Here is a 12448-nt window from a genome sequence, read left to right on the forward strand (position 1 = left end):
ACGGCATTCTTCACAGTTCGATTGCTTTAAGGGAAGGTTTTTGTGTGATCTGCCGACCAATAAAGGGCAGGGGTGTAGCGGTCAGGTTAATTTAGGCTTGAAATATCGGCTGTCTGGCGCAATTCTCATTGATTGCAGCGCAACGATATGCACCGGGCGGATAATGGATCTCGAATTTATAGTCACCGAAGTCGATGAGAGCGAAAAGCAGGAGTTGCGCCTCTGGCTGCGTATGCTTGCAACAACCAGACTGGTTTCACAGGAAATCCGCCGCCGTCTGCGCAAAGAATTTGGTGTCACGCTGCCACAATTCGACATTCTTGCCCAACTTTACCGGGAACCGAACGGGTTACGGCTCGGGGAACTCTCGCGCCGGACCATGGTGACGAATGGCAACATCACCGGCTTGATTGAGCGATTGGAAGCCGACGGTCTTGTGCGTCGTGAAACACCCGGTGCCGACAGACGCGTTACCGTCGCGCGATTGACTGATTCTGGGCAGACGGTGTTCGCAGAAATGGCGCGGGTCCATGAAAGCTGGTTACGTGATCTGATGGCCGAGGTCGATCGCGACACCATCGCTTCGTTGCTGAGAGATATGAAGTGTCTCAAAAAATCGGTCGGCAATCACCTCATTGATGACAATGAGGAATAGCATTCCCAGCTCCGCCATTCGATATGGATGACTGATCTACTCTCTGCCTTCGCGTTGAGGTACGATAAAAAACACAACAATAACAATTGGATATGAGGAATGATATAATTCCTGCACTTGCAGAAATTACCAGGGAATATTTCACTTGCTTATTTGATCAAATGATCTTTAGATGCGCGCATGTTGGGAAGCCAATCCAGGTTGAAGCTGCGTTCATGCAGTGTGCTCACGACGAAGATGTGAAAACAAAGGGACAGGACGGTGCTGGTTTGATTACGCCAAGCTGACCAGGCTCCCGGAAGGCCGGCTTTGACACTCGCTGAGGGGCGGGGCTGAGACGGAAAACAACAGGAGAGATAGATTCATGATCCGCCTTGCCAGACGCATCACCGAAAGTTCCAGCAAATCTTTTGGCATGTATGCCCGGGCGGCGGCACTCGGAGCGGATGCCGGTGACCTCATCCACATGGAGCTTGGCAGCCCCCATGCCGATACGCCACTGCATATCAAGCAGGCGACGGTCAATGCATTGATGGCAGGCGATGTCCATTATTCGCATTTTCAGGGAATCCCAAAATTGCGCGAAGCCCTGGCCGCCCGTCTGCGTGAGAAGAATGACATGGATGTTTCAGCCTCCGATATCGTTGTCACTAACGGGCTGACCCATGCGTCCTTTGCCGCTTTCATGGCGCTGCTTGACCCGGGCGACGAGGCAATCCTCTTGGAACCTTATTATCCTCAGCATATCGGCAAGATAGAACTCGCCGGAGCCAAACCTGTTCTGGCGCCGCTGGATGCCAGCGACCGTTTCTCGATCAAGGCGGAACTGATCGAACCGAAGATCACGGCCCGCACAAAAATGATTGTTCTGATCAATCCGTGTAACCCGACGGGACGGGTCTACAGTCGCGAGGAGCTGGAAGTTCTGGCGGATATTGCTCGCCGTCACGATCTGGTGGTGGTTTCTGACGAGGTTTACGAAGAGATACTGTTCGATGGCGCGCGCCATGTTTCGATCGCTTCGTTGCCCGGCATGAAGGAGCGAACGATTTCAATGTTCGCTTTTACCAAGAGTTTTGCCATGGATGGTTGGCGACTTGGGTATCTCACAGCACCGCAGCATATGATCGAAGGTATCTTGAAGATCACGACCAACGACGTCACTCACGTGAACACATTCATTCAGGCGGGGGCGCTGGCGGCGATCTCAGGGCCGGAGGAGATATTGGCCGAACTGGTGACGGAAGACAAAGTAAAGCGCGACATTGTCGTGTCGCGGTTAAATCAAATGTCTGGTGTCACGTGCGACTGGCCGGAAGGCACGATCTACGCGTTTCCCAAAATCGCTGCATTGGGTCTTAAGTCGCAGGACATGGCCGAACGCATCATGACAGAGGCGGGCGTTGTGCTGGAAGCGGGGAGTTTTTACGGAGCGGGCGGTGAAGGGCATTTGCGTGTCTGTTTCGGTTCGCAATCGCTTGCACGTGTCAATGAAGCCATGGATCGCCTTCAGCGGTTCTTTGGTTCCCTTTGAATGACTGGAGCATCTTCGCTGCGGTCTGGTTGCTCAGACCAATGCGATTTTAGTTGAAACTTAAAATTCCATATGATCAAATAATCAAATAGGTCGACGCAGGTAGGAGCAGGGACTTCTGCCGAAAAGAAACGACCCATAGAGGGAATAACAACATGATGATCTGTCGCCGTAATTTTCTGGCTATGGCAGGCCTTGCAAGCGCTCTGGCTGCGAGCTCCTTTGCCATGACATCTGCATCTCTGGCTGCCGACGCACTTAATATCGGTGCCTATCCCAGCAACCCTCCTTTCGAGTTGAAAAATGCCGATGGGACGTTTGAAGGCTTCGAAATCGATATCGCGACCGAGGCAGCCAAACGGGCCGGACTGGAGCCGGAAATCGCTGATTACGGGTTTCAGGCCCTGTTTGCCGCAACGACTTCCCGGCGTATCGACGTGGCGGTTTCGTCCATAACAATCACGCCGGAACGCCTGAAATCACAGTCCTTCACCCAGCCTTACTACGATTCAGATATCGGGGTTGCGACCAAGACCGATAGCGCTGTCACCGGACTGGCCGATTTGAAGGGCAAGACCGTTGGTGCCCTTTCCGGCTCTACCGGCGAAAAATGGGTCAAGGAAAACAAAGAGGCCAAAGGCTTCGCCGATATCAAAGGCTATAACTCGCAACAGGATCTGTTTCTTGATCTCGGTGCAGGCCGCATAGATGCCGTCATTTCCGACATACCCGGCATGGAACATCTCTTTCTGAAGATGAAGGGGTTTGCCGTGAAAGACCGAATTCAGACCGGGGAGCAATATGGTCTGATGATGGCGAAGGACCATCCGTTGCTTGGCAAGCTCAACGATGCGATTACCGCCATGAAGCAGGATGGGACCACTGCGGCTATTCACAAAAAGTGGTTCGGTACGGACCCTGCCGCCAATTCCTCGACAGTCACCGTCGTGCCGATCCCGCAGCCGTAATCTTTTGACGTTGGTGACAGATGGGCCGCATTTGCAGGATCGGCCCATCTTCGACCGTTACTTCTCAGACTGACCGGTCGTGCGCTCCCAGGATTTGCCTGCGAAGGACGCCAATATGACATTCGTCGAAACCTTCTTGAACACCGATGTTCTCGTTTCGAGCCTGCCAGCGCTTGGACGTGGCCTGCTCAATACGTTTCTCATCGGTATCGCCAGCATTTTCTTTGGTGTTCTGTCGGGCTTGCTGATCAGTATTGTCCGTATCTACGGACCGAAGGTTCTTCGTTATCTCGCGATCGCCTATATCGATGTATTCCGCGCCATGCCGGTTTTGGTCGTGCTGATCCTGATCTATTATGCACTGCCATTCATCGGGATACGCTTTTCTGCCTGGACCTCTGCCATCATGTCTTTCTCCATGGTTATGGCGGCATATTCGGCGGAAGTGTTCCGGTCCGGCATCGAAAGTGTACCACGCGGCCAGTTCGAAGCTGCTTCTGCGCTTGGAATTCCATTCCCGGTTACTCTGTGGAAAGTGGTTTTGCCACAGGCGATCCGTATCATCATTCCGCCGACTACCAGCAATTGTGTTTCCATGTTCAAGGACACCGCATTGGCGTCTACTGTGGCTCTGCCCGAGCTTTTGAAGGAAGCGCAGGACGCACAGGCGCTTTATGCCAATCCGACACCGTTGATCGGCGCAGCGCTTATCTATCTCATCCTCCTGCTGCCGCTGGTGCGCCTGGTCGCGCTTCTTGAGGCGCGGTTCAAAAAGGAAAGAGTCCGATAGTTCCAATTTCGGTTTCATCGACGGATATCGGCAACAGCAATGGCAGGCATAATATGAGCGGTTATTTTCTCTATCACTCGATCGGTACCTTTCCGGGTAAAGCGGAAAAGGTGAAAGCGGCACTTAGTCGTTATTCGGATATCTGGTCGGCAGAAAATGACTCTCAATGGCCGGCAATGCTGGCGGAGCGCGGGCATTTCATCCGAAGCTGGGAGAACCTGATTGGCGCCCCCGCAGGCTCCATGACTACCGTAGAGAATGTGACACTGGCCCTTTACAGTCTGATCGGTGCACTGCCTGAGGAATTATTGCGCGGCCGCCGAATTCTGGCCGCCGCCGATTGCTTCCCGAGTCTGCATTTTTTGCTGGCCGGGTTGCAGGCGCGGTTCGGATTTACGCTCGAAACCGTACCCATGAGACAGGGCGAGAGTTTTGTACGCGACGAGGATTTCATCGATGCTTGGGGCAGCGATGTTGCGATTGCGTTGGTGACATGGGTGTCGTCCACGACATCGAAGCGCGCCGACCTGGACCTGATGTCCCAACACGGCAGGCAGCACGGCACGATCATCGTTGCAGATGTCACCCAGGGCGTAGGCATCCGCCCCTTTTCCGTCGGAGAGATAGATGTCGTGGTGGGATCGTCTCTCAAATGGCTTTGTGGAAGTTCGGGAGCAGGGGCAATCTATGTGCGTCCGGGACTATTGACGACTTGCAAGCCGGAATTGCGTGGCTGGTTTAGTCAACCTAATCCGTTTTCCTGGGATCTTGATACTTTTGCCTATGCCGACGATGCGCGGCGCTTCGACCATGGCACGCCTGCCGTGCTGGCGGCTATAGCCTCGCAACCCGGCCTTGATTTTGTTTCCGCGACAGGTGTCGACGTGCTGGCCCGGCACAACGAACTGTTGACCGGCAAGATTGTGGAACGGGTCGCTGCCAACACTGCACTGTCGTTGGTCTCTCCAGAAAGGCCTGAAGAGCGCGGCGGCAGTGTGATGGTGCAAGCGGTTTCGGCTGAAAGGGCGGCGGCGATCGTGACCGCACTGAAGGCTGAAAATTTTTACTGTGATTGTCGCAGTCGTATTCTGCGGTTTTCACCTGGGTCGGTGACCTCCCTGATGGAAACGGAAGCCTTGTGTGATGCGCTGGATAGGCTGGCGCTCGATTAAACCTTTTGGTTCCATGCTGACTTCTGCTCGAACCTGTTGTTTTCACCGTATTTATGCGACACCCGGTGATCCTATCGGGTGGTAAAATGCTATAACTGAGGAACACGGAGACAAGGGATTTGAAGCAAATGATCGGTGAAACCCGTCTGTTGAAGGTATCCTCGCGCGTAACTGTGCAGGACGGTGTCTACCAACAGCTTCGCCAGGCTTTGATGTGGGGCTCATTCGAGCCGTCGCAGGCGGTGACGATCGCTTCACTTGCCGAGGAGTTCGGCACAAGCCATATGCCCGTACGTGAGGCGCTGCGACGGCTGGCGGCGGAGAACGGACTGGAAATCGCCCGCAATGGATCGGCACGTGTGCCTGATATTTCGCGGACACGGCTGGATGACATTTGTCGGGTCCGCGTTGCTCTCGAGGGGCTTGCCACCGAACTTGCGACGCCGCGGATGACGGCTGCCGATATTGACCGCTGTTTGACGCTCGCGCGGGAGCATGAAGCTCTCGGTCAAGAAGGCAAGATCTATGAGATGCTGCGCAAGAACCAGGAGTTTCATTTCACGATCTACGAACTATCGGGATCGGAAACATTGCCCCAGATGATTGAAACGCTGTGGCTGCGACTTGGACCCTATATGCGCCTTCTTTCCAATCATGTCCGTCAGCAAGTGGACCAGGGTATTATCCATCCTTATTCAGCCTATCATTACGAAATGCTGGATGCCATTCGTGCCGGCGACGCAAAAAAAGCGGGCAGTCTGATGATCCAGGACATTGAAGCAACGCAACGACTTTTGCAGAAACTTTGTTAGGCATCGAGATACGCTTGCCTTGATTGCGGACTGACGCGCTCTAAAGGGCTGATCGTTGCGATGGACGTTAAACCCTTTCAAGCGCGATGGCGATACCTTGCCCCACACCGATGCACATAGTGGCGAGCGCAAAGCGACCGCCGCCAAGTTTCAATTCCAGTGCTGCCGTGCCGGTGATACGGGCTCCGGACATGCCGAGCGGATGTCCGAGAGCGATGGCACCGCCATTCGGATTGACGCGGATGTCGTCGTCGGCAATTCCAAGAAGACGTAACGTGGCCAATCCCTGGCTGGCGAAGGCTTCATTCAGTTCGATTATATCGAACTGCTCCTGCTTCATTCCCAGCCGTGCCATCAATTTCTGGCTGGCTGGCGCTGGGCCGATACCCATGATGCGTGGAGGAACTCCTGCCGTAGCACCACCCAGAACTCGAGCAACAGGCGTGAGGCCGAACTTGCGGGCAGCGGCTTCCGAAGCAATGATGAGCGCTGCCGCTCCATCGTTGACGCCCGACGCATTCCCAGCTGTAACCGTGGCACCTTCCAGCCGGTTGATTGGTTTCAGTTTGGCCAGTGCGTCCAGCGTGGTTTCGCGCGGATGTTCGTCAGCACCGACGACCACGGGATCACCCTTGCGCTGAGGAATGGAAACGGGCGTTATTTCTTGCGCCAGTCGGCCGTTGCTTTGTGCTGCAGCAGCCTTCTTCTGGCTTCGCGAGGCGAATTCATCCTGATCGGCGCGTGTGACCGCGTAATCGACAGCCACGTGATCCCCGGTCTCCGGCATGGAGTCGATGCCGTATTGAGCTTTCATCACCGGATTGACGAAACGCCAGCCAATTGTCGTATCGTGAATTTCTGCGCGGCGGGAGAACGGGCTGTCTGCCTTAGGTAAAACAAAGGGCGCGCGGCTCATGCTTTCCACACCACCCGCAATCATAAGTTCTGCTTCGCCTGCACGAATGGCGCGCGCGGCGGCAAGCACGGCGTCCATCCCGGAACCGCAAAGCCTGTTGATCGTCGTACCGGTGGCGGTAACGGGATAACCAGCAAGCAGTGCCGCCATGCGCGCAACATTGCGGTTATCTTCCCCTGCCTGATTGGCGCAGCCGAAAATCACGTCCTCAATCGCCTCGCAATCCAGTGCCGGATTGCGCTCGACCAGTGCTTTGAGCGGAATAGCGGCAAGATCGTCCGTGCGGATGCTGGACAACGCCCCGCCAAAACGTCCGATGGGGGTGCGGATGTAGTCGCAGATGAAAGCTTCTGTCATCGGGTTTCTCCAGTCTGGCGTGTCGCGAACATGGGGCCGCCCTTGATCGAGGGAAAGCCGTAGCCATTGACCAGAACGAGATCAATGTCGTCGGAATGGCGCGCAATGCTTTCTTCGAGCAGGGCTTGCCCTTCATGCGCCATGGCGGCGAGCAGGCGCTGCATGATCGCTTCATCGCTGAAACTGCGAGGAACAATGGCGTTGTGCGCGCGATAATCGTCGATCAGTGCGTGGACGTCGGGGTCGCTTGTGCGGACACCGTCCGCATAGCGATACCAGCCGAGACCGGCCTTGCGGCCAAAACGTCCGGCTTCGCATAATTTGTCGGCAACGTCGAAATAGGGAAGGTTCGGATCGCGGCTTGCCGCCGCTCTCTTGCGCCGCGCCCAGGCAATTTCCAGGCCGGCCATGTCGTAAACCGCGAAGAGTCCCATCGGAAAGCCATAGGCTTCCATGGCACGGTCGATATCTTCGGGATAGGCGCCTTCAGCCAGCATTTTCTCGGCTTCCGTGCGATAGGCCGAAAACATCCGGTTGCCGATGAAGCCTTCACAGACACCGGTGACGATGGGCAGCTTCTTGATTTTGCGGGCAAAGGCGATACCCGTTGCAAGCGTCTCGTCGGAGGTTTTCGCACAGCGCACCACTTCCAGGAGCCGCATGATATTGGCTGGCGAGAAGAAATGTAATCCCAGCACCCGGTCGGTGCGGTTCGTAACGGCGGCCAGTTCATCCGGATTGAGATAGCTGGTATTGGTTGCCAGTATGGTTGCCGGAGACAGCAAAGCGTCGAGCTCGCGGAACAGCGATGCCTTGACGGTGAAATCATCGAAGACGGCTTCGACGACGAGATCGGCATCGGCAAGCGCAGCCATATCGGCACTGACGGAGAGCTTTGCACGCTGCGCGTCTGCGGCTTCGGTGGAAAGCCTGCCCGCATTGACGGCCTTCTGGATCATGTCGCTGATCCGCGCATGGCCCTTGGCGGCTGCTTCCACAGTCGTTTCATAGCCGATGACCTTATAGCCAGCGGCAAGGCAGGCGACGGCAATGCCTGATCCCATCAGGCCGGTCCCGGCAATGCCGATAGTGGAAAGCGCCAGAGGTTTTGCCTCCATGCCTTCGACTTTTCCAGCGGCGCGTTCGGCAAAGAAAAGATGCCGCAAGGCGGCTGCCTCTTCGCTGTCGCGCAGGCGGATGAAGGTTGTCCGTTCTTCGGCCAGACCTTCGGCAATCGAGATCGTGGTGGAAAGTTGCACCAGCCGCGCCGCTTCTCCGGGAGCGGTCGCGCCGCGCGCCTTTTTCAGTAATTTGGCTTTGGCCTGTTCAAAGGCGGCAGCATCGGGTGCGGTAACGGGCAGATCGCCGGTCCGGCGTAACGGCTTGCCGATCAGCGCATTGGCGAGCGCGATAGCGTCGGCCACAAGATCGCCGACCGATATCTGGTCGATCAGGCCCAGTTGCTGCGCTTCGTCCGGGGCAATCTGGCGTCCCGTGGCGATCATATCGAGTGCTGCGAGCGGCCCGATCAATCGGGGCAGGCGCTGTGTGCCGCCAGCGCCGGGCACGATCCCAAGCTTGACTTCCGGCAAGGCAAAGGAGGCGCTGGTCGATGCGATGCGGGCGTGAGCCGCAAGTGCTACTTCAAGTCCGCCGCCCAAAGCGGGGCCGTTGATTGCGACCACCACGGGTTTGTCGGCGTTTTCGATGATCGTGATGACATCGGGCAATGTCGGTTCAACCGGCGGTTTGCCGAATTCGCGAATGTCCGCCCCGCCGATGAAGATCTTGCCTGCACCGCTCAGCACGGTCGCCCGGATCGCAGCTGTTGCGGAAGCATGGTGAATGGCTGCGGCAAGCCCTTTGCGCACCTCGGCAGAGGTGGCATTGACCGGCGGGTTGTCGATCGTGACGACAAGAATGCCATCGACAACCATGCCTGTCACAACGGGGGAGAATTCGCGTCTATCGGCCATGGTGGTCTCAGTCCGGTATTACGGCAAAAGCCTGTATTTCGATCTTGGCCCGGTCTTCGACCAGCGCGACCACCTGCACCGCCGCCATGGCGGGGAAGTGCTTGCCGATCACATCGCGATAGGCGCGACCGATGCCTTTCAGATTGGCGGTATATTCAGCCTTGTCGGTGAAATACCAGGTCATGGAGGCGATATGCTCCGGCCTGCCGCCAGCTTCCGCCAGAATGGCGACAATGTTCTTCAATGTCTGCTCGGTCTGCTCGACAAAATCGTCGGTCTCGAACTGTTGCTGTTCGTTCCAGCCGATCTGGCCGCCGATATAGACGGTGCGCCCACGCGCTTCAACGCCATTGGCATATCCGATGGGGCGGGCCCAGCCTTGCGGCTGAAGTGTCTTATGCATGTTGTGTCTCCAGAAAATACGTGCGGGAAAGGCTTAGTTGGCCTTCAGCAGTTCGCGCGCGATAATGAGTTTCTGCACTTCCGTTGCGCCCTCATAGATGCGAAGTGCGCGTATCTCGCGATAAAGCCGCTCGGCGATTTCGCCGCTTTTCACGCCGCGACCGCCAAACATCTGCACGGCCTTGTCGATGGTTTGCTGGGCGTTTTCCGTCGCAACCATCTTGGCCATCGCGGCTTCCTTGGTGGTGTTCAGCTTCTGAACGTCGCGCCGCCATGCGGCGCGATAGGTCAGAAGTGCTGCGGCGTCGATATCGGTCGCCATGTCGCCGAGCGTGGCTTGTGTCAGCTGCAAGTCGGCCAAAGCGCCGCTGAACATCGGGCGCGACTGCGCATGGGACAGCGCCTCGCTGGCTGCACGGCGCGCAAAGCCAAGTGCCGCCGCCGCAACCGATGCGCGGAAAATATCGAGCGTGCGCATGGCGATCTTGAAACCTTCGCCCGGCGCACCGAGGCGACGCGAGGCCTGGATGCGGCAATTGTCGAAGCGGATCGTGGCGAGCGGATGCGGCGCGATCACATCAATGCGTTCTGCGATGGAAAAGCCGGGATCGGTAGCGAAAACCACAAAGGCGGAAATGCCCCGTGTTCCCGGTGCCTCGCCCGTGCGGGCAAAGACGGTGTAGACATCGGCGATGCCGCCATTAGAAATCCAGGTCTTTTCACCGTCGAGCACATAATCATCGCCGTCGGCTCTGGCGGCGCAGCTCATCGCCGCCACGTCGGACCCCGCCAGTTTTTCCGACAGGGCAAAGGCCGAAATCCATTCGCCGCTTGCCACTTTCGGCAGCACGGTCTGCTTGAGTTCGTCCGATGCCGTGAGGCTGATCGCACCGGTGCCAAGGCCCTGCATGGCAAAAGCGAAATCAGCGAGACCGTCATGATAGGCCAGTGTCTCGCGGGCAATGCAAAGCTTGCGGGAATCTATACCTTCGCCGCCCGTCAGGCTGACTGCTGCTTCCAGCAGCCCGGCTTGGCCGAGTGCCTTCACCAGCGCGCGGCAGGCATTGTCCGTGTCGCTGTGGTCGACACCGGCCAGCGCCGGGCTTGCCGCGAAGGCATCCAGTTTTGCGGCCCAGTCGGCATGGGCGCTTCCAAAAAACGGCCAGTCGAGATGCTCCCGCGTCAGCGGTTTTGCTGCGGAACTATCCATCGTCAGTTCCCCTCGAAAACGGGCTTCTGCTTGGCTGCGAAAGCCTCGAAGGCACGGCGGAAATCCTGCGTTGCCATGCAGATCGCCTGTGCTTGCGCTTCCGATTCCACCAGCTCTTCAATGCCCATCGCCCATTCCTGATTGAGCATGGTTTTGGTCATGCCATGCGCGAACCATGGACCGTCGGCAATACTACGCGCCAGCGCTTCGGCCTTACCCGAAAGATCGCCTTGCGGATGTAGCGCGTTGAAGAAGCCCCAGCGCTCGCCTTCGTCAGCACTCATGAAACGTCCGGTATAAAGAAGTTCCGACGCGCGGCCCTGACCGATCAGTCGCGGGAGAATGCCGCATGCGCCCATATCGGCGCCAGCAAGGCCGACGCGGGTGAAGAGGAAGGCCGTCTTGGCTTCCGGCGTGGCGATGCGCAAATCCGATGCCATGGCGAGAATAGCGCCAGCACCGGCGCAAATGCCGTCAACGGCGGCAATGATCTGCTGCGGACATTTGCGCATGGCCTTGACGACATCGCCGGTCATGCGCGTGAAAGCCAGAAGATCTGGCATCGTCATATGGGTCAGCGGTTCGATGATCTCGAAAACATCGCCGCCCGACGAGAAGTTTCCTCCAGCGCCGGTCAGGACGATGGTGCGCACGTCGGAGGCATAGACGAGATTGCGAAACAGGTCGCGCAGCTCGGCATAGCTTTCAAACGTCAGCGGATTTTTCCGGTCCGGGCGGTTCAGGGTCAGCGTGGCAACGCGACCGTCTTCGCTCGTCTGCCATAGAAAATGCGTCGCCTGATAATCCTTGAAAGGCTTCAGATTGCTCGCCATCGAAATTGTGCCGTCGTTCATCCTGCCATTACCTCCCCACCGGCGATTGCAATCGCCTGTCCAGTTATCGATTGCGCGCTGGGCGATGTGAGCCACAGCACGGTTTCAGCCACTTCTTCCGGCTGTATCAGGCGTCCCTGCGGGTTCGCCTTGACAAATTCCGCCAGCACATCTTCCTCCGACCGCCCGGTCTTGGCGACAATGGCCGCAATCGAGCGGGAAATGATCGGCGTATCGGTGAAGCCGGGGCAAACGGCGTTGACGGTCACGCCCTTGCGGGCGAGTTCCAACGCCAGCGCGCGGGTCAACCCGACGACCCCGTGCTTTGCGGCGCAATAGGCCGAGACATAGGAATAACCGCTCAGGCCCGCCGTGGAGGCGATATTGATGATGCGCCCGCCTTTGCCGCCCGCCTTGATGTCGTCAAGGGTGGCCTGCGTTACATTGAACACGCCGGTCAGATCGACATCGAGAACGCGGCTCCACATATCGAGACTGGTTTTCTCGAAAGGTGCGCTCGGCGCTTCCCCTGCATTATTAATAAGAATGCTGACCGGTCCGAAAGCGGCGCGCGCGCTGTCCAGCCCGGTTGCAATGGCTTCGCGGTTGGTCACATCGAAACCATCGGCAATGAAGCATCGCTGCCAGTCCAGAAGGGCGGCGGTTGCTTCCAGCGGTTCGCGGCGGCGACCCGCCAGGGTCACATTCGCCCCGGCGCGCGCAAGGCCAACGGCGATCGCGGCGCCGATGCCGCTACCGGCGCCGGTGACCAGCGCATGCTTGCCGGAAAGGGCAAGGCCAACAGCGGCATCGTTCATCGCAA

The 12448-nt window shown here is 57.4% G+C and carries 12 protein-coding genes; 6 read left to right on the forward strand and 6 right to left on the reverse strand.

All coding sequences use genetic code 11. The features are described from left to right. Nucleotides 1-40: 40 nt before the first annotated feature. From CES86_RS23635 to CES86_RS23665, 6 genes are all read left to right on the forward strand, one after another. Nucleotides 41-655 carry a MarR family winged helix-turn-helix transcriptional regulator gene (locus tag CES86_RS23635; RefSeq protein ID WP_235820019.1) on the forward strand — a complete coding sequence of 205 codons (615 nt, stop codon included), beginning with the start codon at nucleotides 41-43 and terminating at the stop codon, nucleotides 653-655. 364 nt (nucleotides 656-1019) lie between these two features. Continuing rightward, nucleotides 1020-2189 (forward strand): pyridoxal phosphate-dependent aminotransferase, encoded by a 1170-nt coding sequence (locus CES86_RS23645; RefSeq protein WP_012093361.1) that lies wholly within the window; start codon nucleotides 1020-1022, stop codon nucleotides 2187-2189. Between the two features lie 155 nt (nucleotides 2190-2344). Then, nucleotides 2345-3157 carry an ABC transporter substrate-binding protein gene (locus CES86_RS23650; RefSeq protein ID WP_012093360.1) on the forward strand — a complete coding sequence of 271 codons (813 nt, stop codon included), beginning with the start codon at nucleotides 2345-2347 and terminating at the stop codon, nucleotides 3155-3157. A 115-nt stretch (nucleotides 3158-3272) separates the two neighbouring features. Next, nucleotides 3273-3947: an amino acid ABC transporter permease gene (locus CES86_RS23655; protein ID WP_012093358.1), complete on the forward strand. Its 675-nt coding sequence runs from the start codon at nucleotides 3273-3275 to the stop codon at nucleotides 3945-3947. A 53-nt stretch (nucleotides 3948-4000) separates the two neighbouring features. Next, a complete protein-coding gene (locus tag CES86_RS23660; RefSeq protein ID WP_094515574.1) occupies nucleotides 4001-5119 on the forward strand; it encodes an aminotransferase class V-fold PLP-dependent enzyme in 1119 nt (372 codons plus the stop codon). Nucleotides 5120-5247: 128 nt separating this feature from the next. Continuing rightward, nucleotides 5248-5931 (forward strand): GntR family transcriptional regulator, encoded by a 684-nt coding sequence (locus CES86_RS23665; protein WP_010659202.1) that lies wholly within the window; start codon nucleotides 5248-5250, stop codon nucleotides 5929-5931. 67 nt (nucleotides 5932-5998) lie between these two features. Here the strand turns inward: CES86_RS23665 and pcaF are convergent, their stop codons facing one another. From pcaF to CES86_RS23695, 6 genes are read right to left on the reverse strand one after another with little or no spacing between them, the layout of a single operon-like run. After that, the gene (gene pcaF, locus CES86_RS23670) at nucleotides 5999-7204 is read right to left on the reverse strand and encodes a 3-oxoadipyl-CoA thiolase (RefSeq protein WP_012093356.1); all 1206 of its coding nucleotides are present in this window, start codon (nucleotides 7202-7204) and stop codon (nucleotides 5999-6001) included. After that, nucleotides 7201-9180, reverse strand: coding sequence for a 3-hydroxyacyl-CoA dehydrogenase NAD-binding domain-containing protein (locus CES86_RS23675; protein WP_094515575.1), 1980 nt, complete (start codon nucleotides 9178-9180; stop codon nucleotides 7201-7203). The genes pcaF and CES86_RS23675 overlap by 4 nt, the downstream gene beginning before the upstream one ends. A gap of 7 nt (nucleotides 9181-9187) precedes the next feature. After that, on the reverse strand, nucleotides 9188-9583 hold the full coding sequence (locus tag CES86_RS23680; protein WP_010659199.1) for a RidA family protein: 396 nt from the start codon (nucleotides 9581-9583) through the stop codon (nucleotides 9188-9190). 33 nt (nucleotides 9584-9616) lie between these two features. Continuing rightward, nucleotides 9617-10792: an acyl-CoA dehydrogenase family protein gene (locus CES86_RS23685; RefSeq protein ID WP_012093353.1), complete on the reverse strand. Its 1176-nt coding sequence runs from the start codon at nucleotides 10790-10792 to the stop codon at nucleotides 9617-9619. Between the two features lie 2 nt (nucleotides 10793-10794). Next, on the reverse strand, nucleotides 10795-11646 hold the full coding sequence (locus CES86_RS23690; protein ID WP_012093352.1) for an enoyl-CoA hydratase family protein: 852 nt from the start codon (nucleotides 11644-11646) through the stop codon (nucleotides 10795-10797). Then, complete coding sequence (locus tag CES86_RS23695; protein WP_012093351.1) at nucleotides 11643-12443, reverse strand: SDR family NAD(P)-dependent oxidoreductase; 801 nt, start codon at nucleotides 12441-12443, stop codon at nucleotides 11643-11645. Before CES86_RS23695 ends, CES86_RS23690 begins: the two co-directional genes overlap by 4 nt. Nucleotides 12444-12448: the final 5 nt, after the last annotated feature.

Source organism: Brucella lupini (assembly GCF_002252535.1).
GTDB lineage: Bacteria > Pseudomonadota > Alphaproteobacteria > Rhizobiales > Rhizobiaceae > Brucella > Brucella anthropi.